At 55.0% G+C, this 23,625-nt stretch carries 20 protein-coding genes, 1 other RNA gene and 3 pseudogenes; 14 read left to right on the forward strand and 10 right to left on the reverse strand.

The features are described 5' to 3' along the window. Nucleotides 1–108: 108 nt before the first annotated feature. Nucleotides 109–1,113 (reverse strand): IS110-like element IS5075 family transposase, encoded by a 1,005-nt coding sequence (locus ACQG0S_RS19435; protein WP_000427614.1) that lies wholly within the window; start codon nucleotides 1,111–1,113, stop codon nucleotides 109–111. Nucleotides 1,114–1,536: 423 nt separating this feature from the next. On the opposite strand from ACQG0S_RS19435, the gene ACQG0S_RS19440 reads away from it, so the two are divergent. The 4 genes and pseudogenes from ACQG0S_RS19440 (at nucleotide 1,537) to ACQG0S_RS19455 (ending at nucleotide 5,598) form a co-directional block, all read left to right on the forward strand. Continuing rightward, the gene (locus ACQG0S_RS19440) at nucleotides 1,537–2,097 is read left to right on the forward strand and encodes a chlorite dismutase family protein (RefSeq protein ID WP_002718009.1); all 561 of its coding nucleotides are present in this window, start codon (nucleotides 1,537–1,539) and stop codon (nucleotides 2,095–2,097) included. 252 nt (nucleotides 2,098–2,349) lie between these two features. Further along, nucleotides 2,350–3,858 (forward strand): annotated as a pseudogene (locus ACQG0S_RS19445) (Tn3-like element ISPa38 family transposase); the annotation flags it as partial. A gap of 78 nt (nucleotides 3,859–3,936) precedes the next feature. Next, nucleotides 3,937–4,941, forward strand: coding sequence for an IS110-like element IS4321 family transposase (locus tag ACQG0S_RS19450; protein WP_000427623.1), 1,005 nt, complete (start codon nucleotides 3,937–3,939; stop codon nucleotides 4,939–4,941). Nucleotides 4,942–5,226: 285 nt separating this feature from the next. Beyond that, nucleotides 5,227–5,598, forward strand: coding sequence for a 3'-5' exonuclease (locus tag ACQG0S_RS19455; protein WP_223259313.1), 372 nt, complete (start codon nucleotides 5,227–5,229; stop codon nucleotides 5,596–5,598). A gap of 2 nt (nucleotides 5,599–5,600) precedes the next feature. Here the strand turns inward: ACQG0S_RS19455 and ACQG0S_RS19460 are convergent, their stop codons facing one another. From ACQG0S_RS19460 to garL, 8 genes and pseudogenes are all read right to left on the reverse strand, one after another. Next, nucleotides 5,601–5,855, reverse strand: coding sequence for a hypothetical protein (locus ACQG0S_RS19460; protein ID WP_000880375.1), 255 nt, complete (start codon nucleotides 5,853–5,855; stop codon nucleotides 5,601–5,603). Nucleotides 5,856–5,995: 140 nt separating this feature from the next. Next, a pseudogene (locus ACQG0S_RS19465) lies at nucleotides 5,996–6,216 on the reverse strand (type I restriction-modification system subunit M N-terminal domain-containing protein); the annotation flags it as partial. A 129-nt stretch (nucleotides 6,217–6,345) separates the two neighbouring features. Then, nucleotides 6,346–6,546, reverse strand: a pseudogene (locus ACQG0S_RS19470) (threonine ammonia-lyase); the annotation flags it as partial. A gap of 96 nt (nucleotides 6,547–6,642) precedes the next feature. Then, a complete protein-coding gene (gene tdcA, locus ACQG0S_RS19475; protein WP_023298702.1) occupies nucleotides 6,643–7,563 on the reverse strand; it encodes a transcriptional regulator TdcA in 921 nt (306 codons plus the stop codon). Nucleotides 7,564–8,235: 672 nt separating this feature from the next. Further along, an RNA gene (gene rnpB / locus ACQG0S_RS19480) (RNase P RNA component class A) lies at nucleotides 8,236–8,612 on the reverse strand. A 32-nt stretch (nucleotides 8,613–8,644) separates the two neighbouring features. After that, entirely contained in the window at nucleotides 8,645–9,790 is a 1,146-nt protein-coding gene (gene garK, locus ACQG0S_RS19485; protein ID WP_048965678.1) for a glycerate 2-kinase, read from the reverse strand. Nucleotides 9,791–9,846: 56 nt separating this feature from the next. Further along, a complete protein-coding gene (gene garR, locus ACQG0S_RS19490; protein WP_022649490.1) occupies nucleotides 9,847–10,737 on the reverse strand; it encodes a 2-hydroxy-3-oxopropionate reductase in 891 nt (296 codons plus the stop codon). Between the two features lie 21 nt (nucleotides 10,738–10,758). Beyond that, entirely contained in the window at nucleotides 10,759–11,529 is a 771-nt protein-coding gene (gene garL / locus ACQG0S_RS19495; RefSeq protein WP_003862676.1) for a 2-dehydro-3-deoxyglucarate aldolase, read from the reverse strand. Between the two features lie 367 nt (nucleotides 11,530–11,896). Between garL and garD the strand changes: the two genes are divergently transcribed. Further along, a complete protein-coding gene (garD, locus tag ACQG0S_RS19500) occupies nucleotides 11,897–13,468 on the forward strand; it encodes a galactarate dehydratase (protein WP_426750710.1) in 1,572 nt (523 codons plus the stop codon). Between the two features lie 107 nt (nucleotides 13,469–13,575). On the opposite strand, the gene ACQG0S_RS19505 is transcribed toward garD, so the two are convergent. After that, entirely contained in the window at nucleotides 13,576–14,379 is an 804-nt protein-coding gene (locus ACQG0S_RS19505) for a DeoR family transcriptional regulator (RefSeq protein ID WP_015571958.1), read from the reverse strand. A 239-nt stretch (nucleotides 14,380–14,618) separates the two neighbouring features. Between ACQG0S_RS19505 and kbaZ the strand changes: the two genes are divergently transcribed. From kbaZ to malX, 9 genes are all read left to right on the forward strand, one after another. Continuing rightward, entirely contained in the window at nucleotides 14,619–15,926 is a 1,308-nt protein-coding gene (gene kbaZ, locus ACQG0S_RS19510; protein WP_032677146.1) for a tagatose-bisphosphate aldolase subunit KbaZ, read from the forward strand. 19 nt (nucleotides 15,927–15,945) lie between these two features. Then, nucleotides 15,946–16,419 (forward strand): PTS N-acetylgalactosamine transporter subunit IIB, encoded by a 474-nt coding sequence (gene agaV, locus ACQG0S_RS19515; protein WP_003861728.1) that lies wholly within the window; start codon nucleotides 15,946–15,948, stop codon nucleotides 16,417–16,419. A gap of 10 nt (nucleotides 16,420–16,429) precedes the next feature. Beyond that, nucleotides 16,430–17,209 (forward strand): PTS N-acetylgalactosamine transporter subunit IIC, encoded by a 780-nt coding sequence (gene agaW / locus ACQG0S_RS19520; RefSeq protein ID WP_003861730.1) that lies wholly within the window; start codon nucleotides 16,430–16,432, stop codon nucleotides 17,207–17,209. Beyond that, nucleotides 17,199–18,077, forward strand: a complete 879-nt coding sequence (gene agaE, locus ACQG0S_RS19525) for a PTS N-acetylgalactosamine transporter subunit IID (RefSeq protein ID WP_022649494.1) — start codon at nucleotides 17,199–17,201, stop codon at nucleotides 18,075–18,077. The genes agaW and agaE overlap by 11 nt, the downstream gene beginning before the upstream one ends. Nucleotides 18,078–18,093: 16 nt before the next feature. After that, the gene (agaF, locus tag ACQG0S_RS19530) at nucleotides 18,094–18,528 is read left to right on the forward strand and encodes a PTS galactosamine/N-acetylgalactosamine transporter subunit IIA (protein WP_048965966.1); all 435 of its coding nucleotides are present in this window, start codon (nucleotides 18,094–18,096) and stop codon (nucleotides 18,526–18,528) included. After that, nucleotides 18,525–19,658, forward strand: coding sequence for an N-acetylglucosamine-6-phosphate deacetylase (nagA, locus tag ACQG0S_RS19535; RefSeq protein ID WP_048965967.1), 1,134 nt, complete (start codon nucleotides 18,525–18,527; stop codon nucleotides 19,656–19,658). The genes agaF and nagA overlap by 4 nt, the downstream gene beginning before the upstream one ends. Nucleotides 19,659–19,904: 246 nt before the next feature. Continuing rightward, nucleotides 19,905–21,050 carry an SIS domain-containing protein gene (locus ACQG0S_RS19540; protein ID WP_023298709.1) on the forward strand — a complete coding sequence of 382 codons (1,146 nt, stop codon included), beginning with the start codon at nucleotides 19,905–19,907 and terminating at the stop codon, nucleotides 21,048–21,050. A gap of 12 nt (nucleotides 21,051–21,062) precedes the next feature. After that, entirely contained in the window at nucleotides 21,063–21,935 is an 873-nt protein-coding gene (gene kbaY / locus ACQG0S_RS19545; protein WP_048965968.1) for a tagatose-bisphosphate aldolase subunit KbaY, read from the forward strand. A gap of 116 nt (nucleotides 21,936–22,051) precedes the next feature. Then, on the forward strand, nucleotides 22,052–23,623 hold the full coding sequence (gene malX / locus ACQG0S_RS19550) for a maltose/glucose-specific PTS transporter subunit IIBC (protein WP_169440787.1): 1,572 nt from the start codon (nucleotides 22,052–22,054) through the stop codon (nucleotides 23,621–23,623). The last annotated feature ends 2 nt before the right edge of the window (nucleotides 23,624–23,625 follow it).

A 23,625-nucleotide genomic window follows, 5' to 3' on the forward strand; every position in this document is an offset into this window, starting at 1 on the left:
CCTTTCCGTTTTACAGGTTCCTCAACAGGCCGGTGGGCCGTTAGTATCATCAATATCAGTATTCGCAAAACCAGATGAATGATTGTTTAAACTGGTGTATTTCTGCCTTTATGCTTCGTAAGTTTGCTGTCGCGCCGTCAGTGCCCAGGCTATTCTGGCCAGCTTGTTTGCCAGAGCACAGGTGACGACAAAGTTGCTTTTCCGACACAACAACTCCCTGACCCAGTCGGCCAACTTGCCAGACTGGTGTTCCAGTTTTTGTATGAATACCCTGGCACACTGAACCAACAAAGTTCGGATCTTTTTGTTGCCCCGCTTGCTAATCCCTAACAATGTCGTCCGACCTCCCGTGCTGTACTGTCGGGGTACCAGCCCTGTTGCCGCCGCAAAGTCACGGCTGCTGGCGTACTGCTTCCCGTCGCCAATCTCAGTTGAAATAGTACTGGCAGTCAGCGTTCCAACGCAGGGAATACTCAGCAAGCGCTGTCCAACCTCATCTTCGTCCAACTTTCGTTTCAACTGAGATTCCAGATCTTTAATCTGCTCAACAAGATAGTGATAATGCTGTTGTAATTTCAGCAGTAACTGGCTGAGATAAAGAGGCAAACTACTGTCCTCAAGAAGGGTACTCAGTCGACTAATAACGGCAGCACCTCGCGGAACGCTGATACCAAATTCCAGCAGAAAAGCATGCATCTGATTAGTTGTTTTCACCTTATCCTGAACCAGGGATTCACGGACACGATGCAGAGCTCGCATTGCCTGCTGAGATTCGGTTCTGGGCTGCACGAAACGCATAGATGGACGTGATGCTGCTTCACAGATAGCTTCAGCATCAACGAAGTCATTTTTGTTGCTTTTAACGAATGGGCGGACAAATTGCGGTGATATCAGCTTTGGAAAATGCCCTAACTCTGCCAGCTTGCGTGCCATAAAGTGAGAACCGCCACAGGCTTCCATCGCGATGGTTGTTGCCGGGCATGTCGCCAGAAATTCGATTAGCTTTGGTCGGGTGAATTTTTTACGGTAAACGGCCTTCCCACGATGATCCTGACAATGAATATGGAAAGAGTTCTTACCCAGATCGATACCAATAAGCGCAATGTTTTCCATGATGGTTCTCCGAATGAAAGCCTGTCCTCAGCATAGTACTGGGAAGGAGGGAGTGACCATCTCATTAAAAATCGTACGTTAAGCGTACGGCCTGTCAGGTTGAGGCCCTAGAGGTTGCCGGCGAGGCGTCAGAAAATGCTGGAATCGGCCCTATCCTGACGCGGCCCAAGGTTCCGGCCTGACGCCTAGTTAGGGCGTACCTATACGGTACAATTAATTTTTGAAATGGCGACAAACGGCTATTTTCTGGCGGTTGTATCACAGACCAATTCGATGCTATATTTACAATTTAACTGGGGGCGCTGGTAAGCGTAATGCAATACTACGCTAAGCGAGGCGAGACGATGATGCACAAGCATGGGATGGGCAGATAGGTTTTTTGAGGCTGTAAAAAAGTTAACACACTCACATGAAGGGGATGAAATGGATACACGATTATTTGCATTCGTCGGCGGAGACAGCGGTCTTTGGCGGATCGTTGGAACCGAAACCATAGTTGGCAAGTCACTGCCTGAAGCCAAAAGGCTCAACGTAATATCTGCCTCAGAGTTGCAGCCCGAAACCAATGCACCCTGGGTACTTCGCGGAATAACAAGCAATGAACGGTATGTCATGCGCGAAGAGAAGAACGAAATTGTGGTGAAGCAGCAAGGGCTAGCGCGCCCAGAAGCAACTTGCGCTGCGTTGATACCGATCCGAAAAAACGCAGCTTGGTGGGAATTCACGCAAGACGAGCGCCGGAGCGTTTTCGAAAAGTCAAAGCACATCCAAATCGGGCTCAACTACTTGCCTGCAGTAGCGCGCAAGCTCCACCACTGCCGCGACCTCTCTGAAAATGAACCGTTCGATTTTCTCAATTGGTTCGAGTTCGCGCCAACCCATGAGGCTGAGTTCAACGCATTGCTTTCCGAACTGCGTGCAACAGAGGAATGGAAGTACGTTGACAGAGAAGTCGATATCCGTCTCGTGCGAGAGGCGGCGTAGGTCAATCCCCGTCTGACCGCTCAGAGGCGTTAGCGGGCAGCCGGCACTGCATCTATTGATTTTGGATAGCTTGGAACCCGGCATTTCACTTGCAATTAATTCGAGCACGCCGCCATGAAATGCGAGCCGCCGCCGTCGATTGCAAGCTCGTTTGCAGATAGCGTGAGCATCAGCGCGCCGTCAGTTGCAGTTAATTCGAGCCGAAAGCGGCGTCGAATGCGAGCACGCCCGTTTTCAAACGCGAGCCGCTACAACTACCTGGTGCCGCCCGCGAAATTCGCCAGCCTCAAGCAGGCCAGCGAATTGCCGCTGGCCGTGGCCACCGATTGCGACCAGTACCTGCATGACCGGCTGACGCTGCTGGAAACGCAGCTCGCCACCGTCAACCGCATGGCGCTGGCCAACGAGCTGCCGGACGCCATCATCACGGAGTCGGGCCTGAAGATCACGCCGCTCGATGCGGCGGTGCCCGATACCGCACAGGCCCTGATCGACCAGACGGCGATGATCCTACCGCACGTCAAGATCACCGAATTGCTGCTGGAGGTAGACGAATGGACGGGCTTCACCCGGCACTTCGCCCACCTGAAGTCAGGCGACCTGGCCAAGGACAAAAACCTGTTGCTGACCACGATCCTCGCCGACGCGATCAACCTGGGCCTGACCAAGATGGCGGAATCGTGCCCCGGCACGACCTACGCCAAGCTGGCCTGGCTGCAAGCCTGGCACATCCGCGACGAAACCTACGGGGCGGCACTGGCCGAGCTGGTCAACGCGCAGTTCCGACATCCCTTCGCCGAGCATTGGGGCGACGGCACCACGTCATCGTCGGACGGCCAGAACTTCCGCACCGGCAGCAAGGCCGAGAGCACCGGCCACATCAATCCGAAATACGGCAGCAGCCCAGGGCGGACGTTCTACACCCATATCTCCGACCAGTACGCGCCGTTCCACACCAAGGTCGTGAACGTCGGCGTGCGCGACTCGACCTACGTGCTCGACGGCCTGCTGTATCACGAATCCGACCTGCGGATCGAGGAGCACTACACCGACACGGCAGGGTTCACGGACCACGTCTTCGCGTTGATGCACCTGCTGGGCTTCCGCTTCGCCCCGCGCATTCGTGACCTGGGCGACACCAAGCTCTACATCCCGAAGGGCGATGCCACCTACGAGGCGTTGAAACCGATGATCGGCGGCACGCTCAACATCAAGCACGTCCGCGCCCATTGGGATGAAATCCTGCGGATGGCCACCTCGATCAAGCAGGGCACGGCGACGGCCTCGCTGATGCTCAGGAAGCTTGGCAGCTACCCGCGCCAGAACGGCCTGGCCGTCGCCCTGCGTGAGCTGGGACGCATCGAGCGCACACTGTTCATCCTGGACTGGCTGCAAAGCGTCGAGCTGCGCCGCCGCGTGCATGCCGGGCTGAACAAAGGCGAGGCGCGCAACGCGCTGGCCCGCGCCGTGTTCTTCAACCGCCTGGGGGAAATCCGCGACCGCAGCTTCGAGCAGCAGCGCTACCGGGCCAGCGGCCTCAACCTGGTGACGGCGGCCATCGTGCTATGGAACACGGTCTATCTGGAGCGGGCCGCGAACGCCTTGCGTGGCCACGGTCAAGCCGTCGATGACGGCCTGTTGCAGTACCTGTCGCCGCTCGGCTGGGAGCACATCAACCTGACCGGCGATTACCTCTGGCGCAGCAGCGCCAAGATCGGCGCGGGCAAGTTCAGGCCGCTACGGCCGCTGCAACCGGCTTAGCGTGCTTTATTTAATGAGATGGTCACTCCCTCCTTCCCGGTACTATGCTGAGGACAGGCTTTCATTCGGAGAACTATCATGGAAAACATTGCGCTCATTGGTATCGATCTGGGTAAAAACTCTTTCCATATTCATTGCCAGGATCGTCGCGGGAAGGCTGTTTACCGTAAAAAATTTACCCGGCCAAAGTTGATCGAATTTTTGGCGACATGCCCCGCTACAACCATCGCAATGGAAGCCTGTGGCGGTTCTCACTTTATGGCACGCAAGTTGGAAGAGTTGGGGCATTCCCCAAAGCTGATATCACCACAATTTGTCCGCCCGTTCGTTAAAAGCAATAAAAACGACTTTGTCGACGCCGAAGCTATTTGTGAAGCTGCATCGCGTCCGTCTATGCGTTTTGTGCAGCCCAGAACGGAATCTCAGCAGGCAATGCGGGCTCTGCATCGTGTCCGTGAATCCCTGGTTCAGGATAAGGTAAAAACAACCAATCAAATGCATGCTTTTCTGCTGGAATTTGGCATTAGCGTTCCCCGAGGAGCTGCCGTTATTAGCCGACTGAGTACCATTCTTGAGGATAATAGTTTGCCTCTTTACCTCAGCCAGTTATTGCTGAAATTACAACAGCATTATCACTATCTTGTTGAGCAGATTAAAGATTTGGAATCCCAGTTGAAACGAAAGTTGGACGAAGATGAGGTTGGACAGCGCTTGCTGAGCATTCCCTGCGTCGGAACACTGACAGCGAGTACTATTTCAACTGAGATTGGCGACGGGAAGCAGTACGCCAGCAGCCGTGACTTTGCGGCGGCAACAGGGCTTGTACCTCGGCAGTACAGCACGGGAGGTAGGACGACATTGCTGGGAATTAGTAAGCGAGGTAATAAAAAGATCCGAACTTTGTTGGTTCAATGTGCCAGGGTATTCATACAAAAACTGGAACACCAGTCTGGCAAATTGGCCGATTGGGTCAGGGATTTACTGTGCCGGAAAAGCAACTTTGTCGTCACTTGTGCTCTGGCAAACAAGCTGGCCAGAATAGCCTGGGCCCTAACGGCACGACAGCAAACTTATGTAGCATAACGGCAGAAATACACCGGTTTAAAGAATTACTGATCTGGTTTTGCGAATACTGATATTGATGATACTAACGGCCCACCGGCCTGTTGAGGAACCTGTAAAACGGAAAGGCTCATTGAAGCCGTATATTTTCTGGAGGTTCATCAGGCGCGGAACTCATCAAGGCGCGGGAATAAAATCCCATTCAGACGCCGGATAGATTCAAGCAAGCCAACTTGTCGTCAAAATCGGTGTTGCAAAAACGGGAGTGACCATAGATTCCGTTTTCTGAGACGACCCCTGATCGGGCTGAATGAGCAGGAATTTCCTGGCGGCAAACCCGATGATGTTTACAGCGTTCGCACATCGATGAACACCCCTCCGGCCGAAGAGGAAATCGAGGAGGAACGTCGGCTGTTTTATGTCGGTATCACTCGCACAAAACAGCAGCTAAATCTGGTGGTCCCTCTTGATGAAGGGCTTGCGCGGTGGCTCAAAAACCGCTGGGATAGCACCCCGAAGAAGTCACCGATAGCTACTCGCTTCGTCTATGAGGCTGGCTGGACTGCTTGTGCGGTTACCAGTGATGCGATCTATAACAGCACGGTAGAGAAACAGAAGGCTGACTTCAGCAAGTTTCACCAATGGTATCTAAGAGATCTTCAGCGGCTAAAAGTCTAGGGCTACCGATACTTTTCGATTTCAGACAGGTGCTCGTTATCCAGATCAATTGTGGCTTTTCTTTCAGAAGCGAGCTTCTTCGCTCGCTTTGCATACTGAAGCCCCTTGGCTGGCTGCTCTCCGCGTAGGATCTGTTCAGCCTGCTTGCTCGTGCTGTGCCCCAGAAAGCGTTCGTACTGCTCGTCAGATACCTCAGTGCCGATCAGTCGTTCGATCCAGCCGCTTTTCGGCGGGTAACTTACGCCCAGCGCAAGCAACTGCCTTTTCTGTACCCACTATTTCCGGCGCGGCCGGCTTCAATCAAGGCTTTGGTTAGAACTACAGCCATTTGGGGACTCTCATACACAAACCTGAACCATGCGGGTCTGATTGGCGGTCAAGATAGCAGCGCATCGAAATCAACACTGAACTCTGCTTCTAAGAACTCAATCGTGGCTGGTTGGCTATCGAGCGATGCTTCCCGTGTAGACTCCAGTGCGCACTCCAATCGACGCAGCAGAGTAAACGGCAAAATGATCTTGCCGAAGTCGGTATGCTTGAAATCCCCCCCCACAGGTCTTCCGCGTTCTTCCAAATGAAATCAGCTTGCGAAGCAGCCGAACCTACGAACTCTGCCATCTTGGCCTCCAACCAACTTTTGCACGAAACGGCACATCTTCCAAAAGAGGGTTGTCAACCAAGTTTTGCACAAAACGGACTTTGATCCATTTCTAACTAAAATCTACAATCCAACCTCAGATTGCAAATAGCCAATTTATTAAACGCCCCACGTATTTTAAACGAACCGGTACGCTGCATATTTTCAAATTTCAGGAATATCTCACCCTTACACCGTTCGCTCAGATAATTTGAACGCGGCATACCGGTTTTATAGATCTTTCCCGCCAGTCTTTTTCTGGCGTCCTGAATATCGTCAATGGTCACCGGGAGATCGTAAGTAATGTGCATAATATCCTCGTTATAATAATTCATTATTTTCAGGCAAAGTCAGGGTATCAGAGCGTTAAAAAGCGTCGCTCCGGGTGTTTTAAATCATCATTATTTCTATCGTCGTTTTTCGATATTCATCGACGAATATTGTTTTGCCAGTTCAACTAATACTGACGCCGATTTTTTAATACTGTAATTTTTTGACCACACGGCAGCATAACGCGCCACAGGTAATGCATCTTCCACCGGCAGGACAATAAACTGGTCCGAGCCGAATGGCGCAATCATGTCACGGGGGATCACCGTCAGGTAATCGGCATTGAGAACAAGGTTATAGATGGTGACGACGGAATCGGTCTGGACGATGTTTTCAATGCTGATGTGGTTATCTTGCAGGGTGGTCAGGAGTTCGTTGTAGTAGCCCATATCGGTTTGCGGCATCACCCACTGCTCGTGCGTGAGCGACGCCAGTCTGGTCGGGCCGGTGCACGTTCGTGATTTACTCGCCACCAGCACAAACTCAGATTCAAAGAGTGGCTCAACGTGAAGATCCTGGAGCAACATCCCGTCGCTCAGCGTGCCGATGGCGAAATCCAGCCGGCCATCGCGAATGGCGGGCAGGAATGAAGAGAGCTGCGCTTCATACATTGAGACGCGCGCCTTCGGGAACACTTCCTTGAATTTTTTGATCATCCCGGACAGGAAGGTGAAGCCAATCAGCGACGGATAGCCGAAGGAGACGTCCATGACGGTACTGAAACTGAGGCTGTTGATCTCGCTCACCATGTTTTTCATTTCGCGGGTGATCGACTCAGCGTAGGACAGCAGCACCTGACCGGCGGCAGTGAGTTTTACGCCGGTGTTTTTACGCACCATCACTTCCACCCCAAAGTAGGATTCGATGTCGCTGATGATTTTGCTGACGGCAGGTTGCGTCAGCCCCAGTTGTCTTGCAGCAGAACCTATGGAGCCACTTTTGATGACTTCCTGAAATACCACGAGGTGCTGTGTTTTCGGTAGAATAATAGTATTCATAATATTCTGCGCTTATTTCCCTATGACGCAGCGGATTCTACCCAATATTGTTTCAGGGGGTATGTGCTGTTACTCACAATTTGCCATGACGCCCTTTTTATCACTGCATTCAAAACCGATTTATCACCTTACCAATCAAAGAGTTAATCAACTTAAAATACGCAATTACGCTGATATTGATCAACAAAATCCGCAGTAATAAATTTATTTTATGGCAATAACCTGCGTGAATTTTTTTGCCTTAAAAATATTAATAAAGACTATCTTTCAGGAAATTAAAGGTTAATAAACCATCATTATTCTTTTAAAACATTTTTGTGGTTTATCAACTTTATCAGGAATATTTTCTCAGCTTCCGGTTAAAGAGTGGGATATATCACACATTCACCAGAAGAATGTTTTTAGATTCAATATTAAATTATCAAATGAATAACATTCAGCATCACTGAGTCAACATTCACAACATCTGTTCAACACTAAAATTTTCTAATTTTATAGCGTTAAATTTTGTGATTACGATCATGCGCAGCAGATGAAAGGAACGCATAATCGGTAAAGCAGTGAAATGTGCTTGGCGTCGCAAAATTGAGAATTGATGTCGTTTGGCGCTTCGCTGACCCGGCATACAACCTTCAGAAAACAAAAACCCCGCCGAAGCGGGGTTTCGTAAGAAGTTGAAGCTGACCGATAAGCCGGGTTCTGTCGTGGACAGTCATTCATCTAGGCCAGCAATCGCTCACTGGCTCAAGCAGCCTACCCGGGTTCAGTACGGGCCGTACCATGTGAACCCCTATTTGGCCTTGCTCCGGGTGGAGTTTACCGTGCCACGGACTGTTACCAGCCGCGCGGTGCGCTCTTACCGCACCCTTTCACCCTTACCTGATCCCGCTTACGCGGGCCATCGGCGGTTTGCTCTCTGTTGCACTGGTCGTGGGTTTCCCCCCCAGGCGTTACCTGGCACCCTGCCCTGTGGAGCCCGGACTTTCCTCCCCTCCGCCCGTCTCCCCCGAAAGGGACGACGACGAAGCGGCGACTGTCTGGTCAGCTTCGGCGCGCAGTATAGAGGGTTTGCGCGCCGCTGTCACCCCTGGCTACGCATGCCTACCTGCAATGTGGCCGCGATATTGCGCGAGGCGCGGTAAATGTTGTCGTACGCTCCCTGGAACGCCTCTTCCAGTGAACCGATGCGGGTCAATACGCTGAACACCGCGTCGATGCCGTACTGATGCACCACACCCACATCCTGCGTCAGACTTCCGGCAATCCCTATCACCGGCTTATGGTATTTTTTGGCGACGCTCGCCACGCCGACGGGCACTTTGCCATTAATGCTCTGGCTGTCGATGCGCCCTTCTCCCGTCAGCACCCACGTGCAGTCGTGAATATGTTCTTCAAGATTGAGCGCCTGAGTGACAATCTCAATGCCGCTTTTCAGCTCAGCGCCCAGGAAGGCCATCAGCGCCGCGCCCATGCCGCCCGCCGCTCCTGCCCCCGGAACCGGGTTGACGTCAATGCGCAGGGATTTTTTGATCACGTTGGCGTAGTGGCTAAGACTGGCGTCGAGTTCGAGGATCATCTCCTCCGTGGCGCCTTTTTGCGGGCCAAAGATACGCGACGCGCCGCTTTCACCGACCAGCGGATTCGTCACGTCACAGGCGACGCGGATTGCGCACCCCTGAAGACGCGGATCAAGATCAGAAATATCAATACGGTTCAGCGCCATCAGGCTGCCGCCGCCGTAGCCGATCTCCGTCCCGTTCGCATCCGTAAACCTCGCGCCCAGCGCCTGCATCATACCCGCGCCCCCATCGTTGGTTGCGCTCCCGCCGATACCGATAATGATGTTGCGCGCGCCTTTATCCAGCGCGCGGAGGAGCAGCTCCCCCGTCCCGCGCGACGTCGTGACCAGCGGGTTACGCTGCGCGGGAGGAACAAGTACCAGGCCGCTGGCGGCGGCCATCTCGATAAACGCGGTGGTACCGTCGCCCGAGATCCCCCAGCTGGCCTTCACCTTTTCCCCTAACGGGCCGGTGACGACAGCCTGCTGCCAGGTGCCCTGCGTCGCGGCGATCATCGCTTCAACCGTACCTTCTCCGCCGTCAGCAACGGGAACAGACACGTAATGAGCGTCGGGGAAAATTTCCCGAAATCCTTTTTCTATCGCCTGCGCCACCTCAGTGGCAGACAGGCTTTCTTTATAAGAGTCTGGCGCGATTACGATTTTCATAGTTGTATGCCTGAGCCGTAGGCCCGGTAAGCGTAACGCCACCGGGCGGGACGTCATTAGCGAGCAATTTCAACCTTCGCCAGCTTTTCGTAATAGCACGCTAACGCGCTGTGATCGGCGGTGCCCAGACCGTCCGCACGCAGCGCCTGCATCATCTCCATGACGGCGGCAGTCAGCGGCAACTGCGCGCCCACGCCGTGGGAGGTATCCAGCGCATTCGCCAGATCTTTAATGTGCAGATCGATGCGGAAGCCCGGCTTGAAGTTACGATCCATCACCATCGGTGCCTTGGCATCCAGCACGGTGCTGCCCGCAAGACCACCGCGAATGGCCTGATAGACCAGATCCGGATTAACGCCCGCTTTGGTGGCCAGCGTCAGTGCTTCGGACATGGCCGCGATGTTCAACGCCACAATCACCTGGTTTGCCAGCTTGGTGACGTTGCCTGCGCCAATTTCACCGGTATGCACCACGGAGCCAGCCATGGCTTTCATCAGGTCGTAGTATTTGTCGAACACGGCTTTATCGCCCCCCACCATTACCGACAGAGTACCGTCGATGGCTTTCGGTTCGCCGCCGCTGACCGGCGCATCCAGCATCTCCACGCCTTTCGCTTTCAGCGCCTCGCTGATTTCGCGGCTCGCCAGCGGTGCGATAGAACTCATGTCGATCACCACCAGACCCGGCTTCGCGCCGTCGATAATGCCGTTCTCACCCAGCGCCACCTCTTTCACGTGCGGGGAGTTTGGCAGCATGGTGATAATCACGTCGCACTGCTCGGCGATCGCTTTTGCAGTTGTCGCCGTTTCTGCGCCAGCCGCAATCACTTCTGCCACCGCGTCTGAATTACGATCTAAAACCACCAGTGAGTAACCTGCTTTGATGAGGTTTTTGCTCATTGGTTTGCCCATGATACCCAGGCCAATAAAACCCACTTTCAGCGTCATAATCTGTTTCCTCAATGATGGTTATTTTTTAAAAGCGTCCGCTAATTTCTGCGTGGCGGCGCGGAATACGCCGAGGTCGCTGCCGACGGCGACAAACGTTGCGCCCCACTCCAGGTAGCGGCGGGCATCGGCTTCCACCGGCGCCAGAATGCCGCACGGTTTACCGTGCGCTTTGGCACGGGCAAAAATGTGCTGGATTGCCCGCTGCACGTCCGGGTGGCTGGCGTTGCCCAGATGACCAAAGGCGGCCGCCAGATCGCTCGGGCCGACGAAAATACCATCGACACCTTCGGTCGCGGCAATGGCGTCGACGTTATCGACCCCCTGCTGGCTCTCGATCTGAACCAGAATGGTGATGTTCTTGTTGGACTGGGCGAAATAGTCCGGCACGGTGCCAAACATGTTGGCGCGGTGCGAGACAGACACGCCGCGGATCCCTTCCGGCGGATAGCGGGTGGCAGCTACGGCCAGCACCGCTTCTTCTTCCGTTTCAACAAACGGGATCAGGAAGTTGTAGAAGCCGATATCCAGCAGACGCTTGATGATCACCGGCTCGTTGGTAGGTACACGCACCACCGGCGCGCTGTGGCTGCCTTTCAGCGCCATCAGCTGCGGAATAAACGTGTTGATATCGTTTGGCGCATGTTCGCCGTCCAGCACCAGCCAGTCGAATCCGGCCAGGCCCAGCACTTCGGTGCTGATGGGGTTGGCCAGCGCAGACCAGCAGCCAATCTGAATCTGATGCGCCGCAAGGGCCGCTTTAAATTTATTCGGGAAGATGTCGTTACTCATTACGTATACCTTTTTTAATTCCGCAGTTTTAGCCAGTAGCTTTTCTTATTTATTCCGACTCAGCGTCAGCGTTATATTTATTTTCCTGACTGAATTTTGGCTTTATAAAATCGTCATTCAGTATAATCGTCACCACCCGGCAGCACATTGTCTCAATGCTCAATTATCCAACGGGGTTAGCACGCTATTTTGAGCATATGCCCAATGCAGTGGGCGCTGATGCACAGAATCAACGATTAGTGTTTCGGGAGCGATCGCGATCACATTCTCACTTTTCCTCTCCTGACATTCTTTATTTCCTCAATAAGAAACGATTAACCATCTGGCTATATTTAGTATCAGATATTTTGCTGGAGATGAGTGAACAATGGCCGATATTGAAATTCGACAGGCGTCGCCGACGGCGTTCTATATAAAAGTGCACGATACCGATAACGTGGCGATTATTGTCAACGACAATGGCTTAAAAGCGGGTACCCGGTTCCCGGACGGGCTGGAGCTGATTGAGCACATTCCGCAGGGGCATAAAGTCGCACTGGTCGATATCCCGGCGCAGGGCGAAATCGTGCGCTACGGCGAAGTCATCGGCTATGCGGTGCGCACTATCCCGCAGGGTAGCTGGATTGAGGAGTCGCTGGTTGAACTGCCCACCGCCCCGCCGCTGGAGACGTTGCCGCTGGCTACCCGCGTCCCTGAGCCGTTACCTCCGCTGGAGGGTTATACCTTCGAAGGTTACCGCAACGCGGATGGCAGTGTGGGAACCAAAAACCTGCTTGGCATCACCACCAGCGTGCATTGCGTGGCGGGTGTCGTGGATTACGTGGTGAAAATTATTGAGCGCGATCTGCTGCCGAAATACCCCAACGTTGACGGCGTGGTGGGGCTTAACCACCTGTACGGCTGCGGCGTGGCGATCAACGCGCCCGCAGCGGTCGTGCCGATCCGCACGATCCACAATATCGCCCTTAACCCGAACTTTGGCGGCGAGGTGATGGTGATTGGCCTCGGCTGTGAAAAATTGCAGCCAGAACGCCTGTTGCAGGGTACTGAGGATGTGAAAGCCATTCCGGTTGACGAGGCCAGTATTGTGCGTCTTCAGGATGAACACCATGTCGGCTTCAGATCGATGGTCGACGACATTTTACAGGTGGCAGAGCGCCATCTGGAGAAGCTGAACAAACGCCAGCGTGAAACCTGCCCGGCCTCTGAACTGGTGGTTGGGACACAGTGTGGCGGCAGCGATGCGTTTTCCGGCGTCACCGCTAACCCGGCGGTAGGTTATGCCTCCGATCTGTTCGTGCGCTGCGGCGCCACGGTGATGTTCTCCGAAGTCACCGAAGTGCGTGATGCTATCCACCTGCTCACGCCGCGCGCCGTTAACGAAGAGGTGGGCAAACGCCTGCTGGAGGAGATGGCCTGGTACGATAACTATCTCGACATGGGCAAAACCGACCGCAGCGCCAACCCGTCCCCGGGTAACAAGAAAGGCGGCCTGGCGAACGTGGTGGAAAAGGCCCTCGGGTCGATTGTCAAATCCGGCCAGAGCGCGATTGTGGAAGTGCTCTCACCTGGCCAGCGACCAACCAAACGCGGTCTGATCTACGCGGCAACGCCTGCCAGTGATTTCGTGTGCGGCACCCAGCAGGTAGCATCCGGCATTACGGTACAGGTCTTTACCACCGGACGCGGCACGCCGTACGGCCTGATGGCGGTACCGGTGATCAAAATGGCGACCCGCACCGAGCTGGCAAACCGCTGGTATGACTTAATGGATATCAACGCGGGCACCATCGCCACCGGGGAAGAGAGTATTGAAGAGGTGGGCTGGAAGCTGTTCCACTTCATTCTGGATGTGGCAAGCGGGCGGAAGAAAACCTTCTCCGATCAATGGGGATTGCATAACTCGCTGGCGGTGTTTAACCCGGCACCGGTGACATGATGGCCCCTCACCCTGCCCTCTCCCCACCGGGGAGAGGGTAAAAAAACCGCACCGAGCAGTCCCCTCTCCCCTATGGGGAGAGGGTTAGGGTGAGGGGAAAAGCCTCTTTAGACCAGCACCACATCGATCCCGCTTTTGCGTAACCCTTCCAGGCTTTCCGCCGGAATACCTTCATCAACGATAATCATGTCGATCCGCTGAGTATCAATGATTTTATGCAGGCTTGAACGGTTAAACTTGCTGGAATCAGTGACAACGATAATACGCTCCGCCACCTCGCACATTTTCCGGTTCAGACGGGCTTCATCCTCGTTGTGCGTACTCACCCCCCGATCGAGATCGATGGCATCGACGCCCAGGAACAGCAGGTCAAAATGGTAATTCTGTAAGGACTGCTCCGCCTGGTCACCATAGAAGGACTGCGACTGACGGCGCAAGTGCCCGCCGGTCATCAGCAGCTCCACTCCCTCCGCTTCCAGCAGCGCGTTTGCCACGTTCATCCCGTTGGTCATGGCAATGACATCGGTATGCTGGCGCAGCATGCGGGCAATTTCAAAGGTTGTGGTGCCGGAGTCCAGAATAATGCGATGACCCGGCTTCACCAGTTCAGCCGCCGCCTGCGCGATGCTGCGCTTCACAGCCGTATTAAGGGAACTTTTGTCCTCAACGGACGGCTCCACGCCGGGGGCATTACCTTCACAAATCAGCGCGCCGCCGTAAGCGCGAACGGCAATCCCCTGCTTTTCCAGAAAGGCCAGATCGTTACGGATCGTCACCGTCGACACGCCGTATAAAAGAGAAAGATCGTTAACTTGCACGCTTCCCTGCGCCCGCAACCGCTGAATGATCTGCTCTCGCCTTTCACTGGTGCCGGTGATGCGCTTCTCTGCGGATGAATCGGTGCTGCTCATACGAGCTCCTTAGTAAATAAACTTTCGTTTCATTTCGTTTTGCTTATTAACGCCTTTCTTTTGAGGGAATGCAAGCCCTGTATGGTGAGCAGACGCAAGCTTAACCGCCGCTGAAACCTTTCATTATGTTTCTTTTGTGAAACAGATCGGAAAACTATTATCTTTCGTTTTATTTTTACCCCACCATAATGCAGTATCAAATGAAACAAAACGAAAGATGAATACCAACACCATCCGAAATGGAGAGGAAAGTGAAACATCTGACAGAAATGGTGGAACAACATAAACGGGGGAATACAAACGGGATTTACGCCGTCTGTTCCGCACATCCATTGGTACTAGAAGCTGCAATTCGTTACGCCCATTCACAACAGACGCCTCTGCTGATTGAAGCCACCTCAAACCAGGTGGATCAGTTTGGCGGCTATACCGGTATGACGCCCGCCGATTTTTATGGGTTTGTCTGCAATCTGGCGGGATCCCTCGGTTTCCCCACCTCACAGCTGATCCTTGGCGGCGATCATTTAGGTCCTAACCGCTGGCAAAACCTGCCAGCTTTGCAGGCGATGGCGAATGCCGACGATCTGATCAGGAGCTACGTGGCGGCCGGATTTAAAAAAATTCACCTCGATTGCAGCATGTCCTGCGAAGACGATCCGGTTCCTTTAACCGATGCAATCGTTGCCGGGCGTGCCGCTCGGCTGGCTAAAATTGCCGAAACCACCTGTCTCGAGCAATTTGGCGTAGCGGATCTGGTCTACGTTATCGGCACGGAAGTTCCGGTTCCCGGTGGGGCACACGAAACGCTGACCGAGCTTGAGGTCACCACACCAGAGGCGGCACGTGCCACGCTTGAGGCACACCGCCACGCATTCGAGAAGGAAGGGTTAAGCGACATCTGGCCGCGCATTATTGGCCTGGTGGTTCAGCCTGGCGTTGAGTTCGACCATGCGCACGTTTGTGACTATCAACCGCATAAAGCCGTCGCACTGAGCAAGATGGTTGAAGCCTACGACACGCTCGTATTTGAAGCACACTCTACCGATTACCAGACGCCGCAGGCGCTGCGCCAGTTGGTGAAAGATCACTTCGCCATTCTGAAAGTCGGCCCTGCGCTAACCTTCGCGCTGCGCGAAGCGCTGTTCTCCCTGGCTGCAATTGAAGAAGAGCTTTTGCCGGCAAAAGCCTGCTCAGGACTGCGTCACGTCCTGGAAAACGTGATGCTCGATCGCCCGGAATACTGGCAAAGCCACTATCACGGCGACGGCAATGCCCGTCGCCTGGCCCGCGGTTACAGCTATTCCGACCGCGTGCGCTATTACTGGCCAGACAGCCAGATTGACGAGGCTTTTGAGCGACTGGTACGCAACCTGGCGGATGAACCGATCCCACTGCCGCTGATCAGCCAGTATCTGCCGTTGCAGTACAGCAAAGTTCGCGAGGGTGCTCTCAGGTCCACACCACGGGAGCTCATTCTCGACCACATTCAGGACATACTCCAGCAGTACCATGCCGCCTGCGAAGGCGTAACGACTCAACACGCATAATTAAAAAGAGGAAAACGCTATGCCAAACATTGTCTTATGCCGCATTGATGAACGCCTGATCCACGGTCAGGTGGGCGTACAGTGGGTGGGGTTTGCGGGGGCGAACCTGGTGCTGGTGGCAAATGACGAGGTTGCAGACGATCCGGTTCAGCAAAACCTGATGGAGATGGTGCTTGCGGAAGGCATCGCCGTGCGTTTCTGGTCCCTGCAAAAAGTGATCGACAACATTCATCGCGCCGCAGATCGGCAGAAAATTCTGCTGGTCTGTAAAACACCGGCTGATTTTTTAACGCTGGTCGAGGGCGGCGTGCCTATCACCCGTATCAACGTCGGAAATATGCATTACGCCAGTGGCAAACAGCAAATTGCCAAAACGGTATCTGTAGACGCGAACGATATCGCCGCGTTTAACGGCCTGAAGGCGGCCGGAGTGGAATGCTTCGTTCAGGGCGTTCCAACAGAGACTGCTTTGGATCTCTTTAAACTGCTCTGAGGGATTCACAATGGAAATCAGTCTGTTGCAGGCTTTCGCGCTGGGGCTTCTCGCCTTTATCGCGGGCCTGGATATGTTTAACGGCTTAACACACATGCACCGTCCGGTGGTGCTCGGGCCACTGGTTGGCCTGATTCTGGGCGATCTGCACACCGGAATTCTGACCGGCGGTACGTTAGAACTGGTCTGGATGGGTCTCGCGCCGCTGGCGGGCGCGCAGCCGCCAAACGTGATTATCGGCACCATCGTTGGCACCACATTTGCCATTACCACAGGCGTGAAACCGGATGTCGCGGTTGGGGTCGCCGTGCCGTTTGCCGTGGCGGTTCAGATGGGGATCACTTTCCTCTTCTCGGTGATGTCCGGCGTGATGTCCCGCTGCGATCGCATGGCGGCTAACGCAGACACCCGTGGTATTGAACGGGTCAACTATCTGGCACTGCTGGCGCTCGGCGTCTTCTACTTCCTGTGTGCGTTTCTGCCCATCTACTTCGGGGCTGAACACGCGAAAACCGCCATTGATGTCCTGCCGGAACGTCTGATCGACGGTCTGGGCGTCGCGGGCGGTATCATGCCAGCGATCGGCTTCGCCGTGCTGCTGAAGATCATGATGAAAAACGTCTACATCCCTTACTTCATTATCGGCTTTGTCGCCGCGGCCTGGCTGAAACTGCCGGTGCTGGCGATTGCCGCGGCTGCGCTGGCGATGGCGCTGATCGACCTGCTGCGCAAATCGCCTGAACCGACGGCGCCTGCGGCCCAGAAAGAGGAATTTGAAGATGGCATCTAATCCAACCACCCTGCCGGGCGTGTCTGAAAGTGAAGAGACGCTGCTGACCGGCGTGAATGAAAACGTCTACGAAGACCAGAGTATTGGCGCTGAGCTAACGAAAAAGGATATTAACCGTGTCGCCTGGCGTTCCATGCTGCTACAGGCCTCGTTCAACTACGAGCGAATGCAGGCCTCCGGCTGGCTGTATGGGCTACTGCCCGCGCTGAAAAAGATCCACACCAATAAGCGGGACCTGGCGCGCGCCATGAAAGGCCATATGGGCTTCTTTAACACCCACCCGTTCCTGGTGACCTTCGTCATCGGCATTATTCTGGCAATGGAGCGTTCCAAGCAGGATGTGAACAGCATCCAGAGCACTAAAATTGCCGTCGGTGCACCGCTCGGTGGCATTGGTGACGCCATGTTCTGGCTGACCCTGCTGCCTATTTGCGGGGGGATTGGCGCCAGCCTGGCGCTACAGGGATCCATTCTTGGCGCCGTGGTCTTTATCGTGCTGTTTAACGTGGTACATCTCGGCCTGCGTTTTGGTCTGGCGCACTATGCCTACCGGATGGGTGTCGCCGCGATCCCGCTGATCAAGGCCAATACCAAAAAGGTTGGTCATGCTGCGTCCATTGTCGGGATGACGGTGATTGGTGCGCTGGTGGCAACCTATGTGCGCCTGAATACCACACTTGAGATCAAAGCCGGGGATGCGGTCGTCAAACTGCAAACCGACGTGATCGACAAACTGATGCCCGCCTTTCTGCCGCTGGTCTACACCCTGACCATGTTCTGGCTGGTACGCCGTGGCTGGAGCCCGCTGCGCCTGATTGGTATCACCGTGGTGCTGGGCGTTGTCGGTAAATTCTGTCACTTCCTGTAAAAGCAAAGAGGTTGCGATGTTAGGCATTATTTTGACGGGTCATGGCGGTTTTGCCAGCGGGCTGGAACAGGCGATGAAGCAAATCCTCGGCGAACAGCCGCAGTTTATCGCCATCGATTTTCCGGAAAGCTCCACCACTGCGCGGCTGACCGCGCAGCTTGAGAAGGCAGTGAATGATTTGGATGCAGAGCACGATATCGTGTTTCTCACCGATCTTCTCGGCGGTACGCCGTTTCGTGTGGCCTCTACCCTCGCGATGCAACACCCCGGCAGCGAAGTGATCACCGGCACCAATCTCCAGCTTTTGCTGGAGATGGTTCTGGAGCGCGAAGGGTTAAGCAGTGAAGCATTTCGTTTGCAGGCGCTGGAGTGCGGCCATCGCGGCCTGACCAGCCTGGTGGATGAGCTTGCACGCTGTCGCGAGGAAGCGCCCGCCGAGGAAGGGATATGAGCCAGCTGCTGCGCGCGCGTCGTCTGCTTACCGGGCAGGGCTGGCTGGATGACCATCAGCTGCGCATGGATAGAGGCGTCATCACCGCCATCGAGCCGATTCCGGCAGGGGTTAACACCCGCGAGGCAGACCTGCTTTGCCCGGCATACATTGATATCCACGTCCACGGCGGCGCGGGTGTGGATGTGATGGATGATGCCCCCGACGTACTGGACCGGTTAGCCATGCATAAAGCGCGTGAAGGCGTGGGGGCGTTTCTGCCTACCACCGTCACCGCTCCGCTGGAGGCGATCCATAGCGCGTTACGGCGCATTGCCCGACGCTGTCATGTCGGTGGCCCCGGTGCGCAGGTCCTGGGCAGCTATCTGGAAGGCCCGTACTTTACGCCGCAGAACAAAGGGGCACATCCGCAAGAACTGTTTCGCGAACTGGATCTCGCGGAACTTGATGATCTGATTGCGGTTTCGCAGAACACGCTGCGGGTAGTGGCGCTTGCTCCGGAAAAAGCGGAAGCCCTGAAGGCGATCCATCACCTCAAGCAAAAAGGGATACGCGTCATGCTGGGCCACAGCGCCGCTACATACGCGCAAACCCTGGCCGCATTTGATGCAGGCGCAGCCGGGCTGGTGCACTGCTACAACGGCATGACGGGGTTACACCACCGGGAGCCCGGCATGGTTGGCGCTGGCCTTACGGACCCACGCGCGTGGCTGGAGCTTATTGCCGACGGGCATCACGTTCATCCTGGAGCCATGCGGCTGTGTTGTTGCTGCGCGAAGGATCGTACGGTGCTGATTACCGATGCCATGCAGGCGGCGGGTATGCCTGATGGACGCTATACGTTGTGTGGTGAAAGTGTCGAGATGCAGGGCGGCGTTGTCCGCACGGCCTCAGGCGGGCTGGCGGGCAGCACGCTCGCGCTGGATGCCGCCGTGCGAAATATGGTGGAGCATACGGGGGTCGCCCCAGAGCAAGCTATCCATATGGCTTCACTGCATCCCGCCCGTCTGCTCGGTATGGATCACCTGCTGGGATCGTTAGCGCCGGGCAAACGCGCCAATATTATTGCGCTGGATGCGGGTTTACACCTCCGGCAGATTTGGATCCAGGGTCAGGCTCTTTCCCTGTAGCCCTTTCACAGTGTGCCCTGTTGGCCTTACGGAAGACGATCGTAAGGCCTTTCTTTTCCTTTCCTTGACTTTCTCCTTTCCTTTCGCGATCACACTTTTCGTTTTATTTCTTTTACGCCATTGAACTTTCGATTTCTTTTCTATAGATTTTATTTAACTGCTAAAGTGAACAAGTGAAACGAAACGAAAGATAGCGACACGTTTGCCAGCGTCTGATGTGGAATTCACACGACTAAGGACTGAGTTATGCCACAAACCACTACCGCCGCCACCGGCACCTGGACCGAAAAAGAGATCCGCCAGCAGCCAGCCAGCTGGCTTCGCTCGCTCAACAATATTGATAACCTGCGCGCGTCGATCGACAGTTTTCTGACACCACTGTTGCGCAAGCCCGATCTGCGGATCGTTCTGACCGGCGCGGGTACGTCCGCTTTTATCGGCGACATCATTGCGCCATGGCTTGCCAGCCACACGGGGAAAAACATCACCGCGATACCTACGACCGATCTGGTCACCAACCCGATGGATTATTTCAGCCCTGCGCACCCGCTGCTTCTGGTCTCTTTCGCCCGTTCTGGCAATAGCCCGGAGAGCGTCGCCGCCGTTGAGCTGGCGAATCAGTTCGTACCGGAGTGCTACCACCTGTCGATCACCTGTAATGAAGCGGGCAGCCTGTATCAGAATGCCGTCGACAGCGATAACGCCTGCGCTCTGCTCATGCCAGCCGAAACGCACGATCGCGGGTTCGCGATGACAAGCAGCATCACCACCATGATGGCGAGCTGCCTGGCGGTATTCGCACCGGAAACGATCAACAGCAAAACGTTCCGCGACGTGTCCGATCGCTGTCAGGCGATCCTCACATCGCTTGGCGATTTCAGCCCCGGCGTCTTTGGTAACGAACCGTGGAAACGCATTGTTTATCTGGGCAGCGGTGGATTACAGGGCGCCGCACGGGAGTCTGCGCTGAAAGTGCTGGAGCTGACCGCCGGCAAGCTGGCGGCATTCTACGATTCGCCAACGGGTTTCCGTCACGGGCCTAAGTCGCTGGTGGACAACGAAACGCTGGTCGTCGTGTTTGTCTCCAGCCATCCGTACACGCGTCAGTACGATCTGGATCTGCTCGCCGAGCTACGTCGCGATCGTCAGGCTATGCGCGTGGTAGCCATTGCAGCCGAAACGGATCCGGTCATTGAAGCTGGCCCGCATATCCTGCTGCCGCCTTCTCGTTCATTTAACGATATGGAGCAGGCGTTCTGCTTCCTGATGTACGCCCAGGTCTTCGCACTGACCCAGTCTCTGCACGTTGGCAATACGCCAGATACGCCATCCGCCAGCGGTACGGTTAACCGTGTGGTCCAGGGCGTCGTTATTCATCCGTGGCAGGCTTAAGAGGACAGGCTCATGAGTATTATTTCTACCAAATATCTTTTGCAGGACGCACAGGTGAAGGGCTATGCCGTTCCGGCCTTTAACATTCATAACGCCGAGACGATCCAGGCGATCCTCGAAGTCTGTAGCGAAATGCGATCCCCGGTGATCCTCGCGGGTACGCCGGGGACGTTTAAACATATTGCGCTGGAAGAGATCTACGCCTTGTGCAGCGCATATTCCCTTACTTATGACATGCCGCTGGCGCTACACCTCGATCACCACGAATCGCTGGATGACATTCGCCGCAAAGTCCATGCCGGCGTACGTAGCGCAATGATCGACGGTAGCCATTACCCCTTCGAACAAAACGTCAAGCTGGTGAAATCGGTCGTCGATTTCTGTCACCTCAACGACTGTAGCGTCGAGGCCGAACTGGGCCGACTGGGTGGAGTGGAAGATGACATGAGCGTCGACGCCGAAAGCGCGTTCCTGACCGACCCGCAGGAAGCAAAACGCTTTGTCGAACTGACAGGCGTGGACAGCCTCGCCGTTGCCATCGGAACCGCGCACGGCCTCTATACCAAACGCCCAAAAATCGACTTCCAGCGGCTGGCCGAGATCCGCGAGGTAGTGACAGTGCCGCTGGTACTGCACGGTGCGAGCGATGTTCCGGATGAGGATGTGCGCCGCACCATTGAGCTGGGCGTCTGCAAAGTTAACGTCGCAACAGAGCTGAAAATCGCCTTCTCTGACGCAGTCAAAGCCTGGTTTGCCGAGAACCCACAGGGCAACGATCCGCGCTTCTACATGCGCGTCGGCATGGATGCCATGAAAGAGGTGGTCAGAAGCAAAATCACCGTTTGCGGCTCGGCGAACCGGCTGCTGCTTCCGGCTGAAGCCTGAACCCATCGCGCATAACGTTAGTACCTAAAAAATAACTATAAGCCTCGCAAATATGAAGGCGCGTCCTTAAGCCGGACAGCGCCTTCCATTATCCTAAAAATCCGAGGAGTCCCTACATGACACAGGAAAAGTCGTTTAAATCGAAAGCGTGGGAGTTTTTCCAGAGCCTGGGAAAGACGTTTATGTTCCCGGTTTCGCTATTGGCCTTTATGGGGTTGTTGTTAGGTATCGGTAGTTCTGTCACCAGCCCTTCCACCATCAAAAGTTTTCCCTTTCTGGGCGGTGAGTTAACGCAGCTCACCTTTGGTTTTATCGCCATGGTCGGTGGCTTTGCTTTTACCTATCTGCCGCTGATGTTTGCCATGGCGATCCCAATGGGCCTTGCCAGGCGTAATAAAGCGGTGGGCGCTTTTGCCGGATTCGTTGGCTACATGCTGATGAACATGAGCATCAACTACTACCTGACCGCCACCCACCAGCTTGCGGATGCCGCCACCATGAGACAGGTGGGACAATCCATCGTGCTTGGCATTCAAACGCTGGAGATGGGCGTGCTCGGCGGCATTGTGGTAGGGGTGATCACCTACTTCCTGCACGAACGCTTCCAGGACACGGTGCTGCACGACGCATTTGCCTTCTTTAGCGGCATTCGTTTTGTTCCGATTGTTACCGCCCTCACCCTGTCGCTGGTCGGCCTGGTCATCCCCCTGCTGTGGGAATATGTGGCAATGGGCATTGCCGGGATTGGTCATATCATCCAGAGCACCAGCGTCTTTGGGCCGTTCCTGTATGGCGTGGGCGTACTGCTGCTCAAACCTTTTGGCCTGCACCACATCCTGCTGGCGATGGTGCGCTTCACCCCGGCGGGCGGCATTGAGATGGTTAACGGCCAGGAAGTGGCCGGTGCGCTGAACATTTTCTACGCCGAGCTGAAAGCTGGCCTGCCGTTTAGCCCGCACGTTACGGCATTTTTATCGCAAGGGTTTATGCCGACCTTTATCTTCGGCCTGCCTGCCGTGGCTTACGCTATCTACCGCACCGCGCGCCCGGAAAACCGTCCGGTGATTAAAGGGCTGCTGCTTTCAGGCGTGCTGGTTTCAGTGGTCACGGGTATTTCAGAGCCGATTGAGTTCCTGTTCCTGTTTATTGCCCCTGTGCTTTACGCGTTTCATATCGTTATGTCTGGCCTGGCGCTGATGGTGATGGCGCTGATCGGCGTCACCATCGGCAACACCGACGGCGGCATTCTGGATCTGCTGATCTTCGGCGTCATGCAGGGGATGTCGACCAAATGGTATCTGCTGTTCCCGGTGGGTATTGCCTGGTTTGCTATCTACTTCTTCGTCTTCCGCTGGTACATCCTCAAGCACGATATAAAAACGCCGGGCCGTGAGGTTGACGCGCAGGGTGCGCTCCAGGCGGTGGAAGCCAATACCCGGGCGCGTGGAAAATCAAAATACGATCATGGGCTTATTCTTCGCGCGCTTGGCGGTAAAGAGAATATTGAGTCGCTCGACAACTGCATTACCCGCTTACGTCTGGTGGTGAAAGATATGGGGCTTATCGACCAGCAGGCGCTGAAGGCCGCTGGCGCCTTGTCAGTCGTGGTGCTTGATGCCCACAGCGTTCAGGTGATCATCGGCCCGCAGGTGCAGAGCGTCAAATCCGGTATTGAAGCCTTAATTTAACA

It is taken from the genome of Enterobacter cloacae complex sp. 418I7, from assembly GCF_050030705.1.
Lineage (GTDB): Bacteria > Pseudomonadota > Gammaproteobacteria > Enterobacterales > Enterobacteriaceae > Enterobacter > Enterobacter intestinihominis.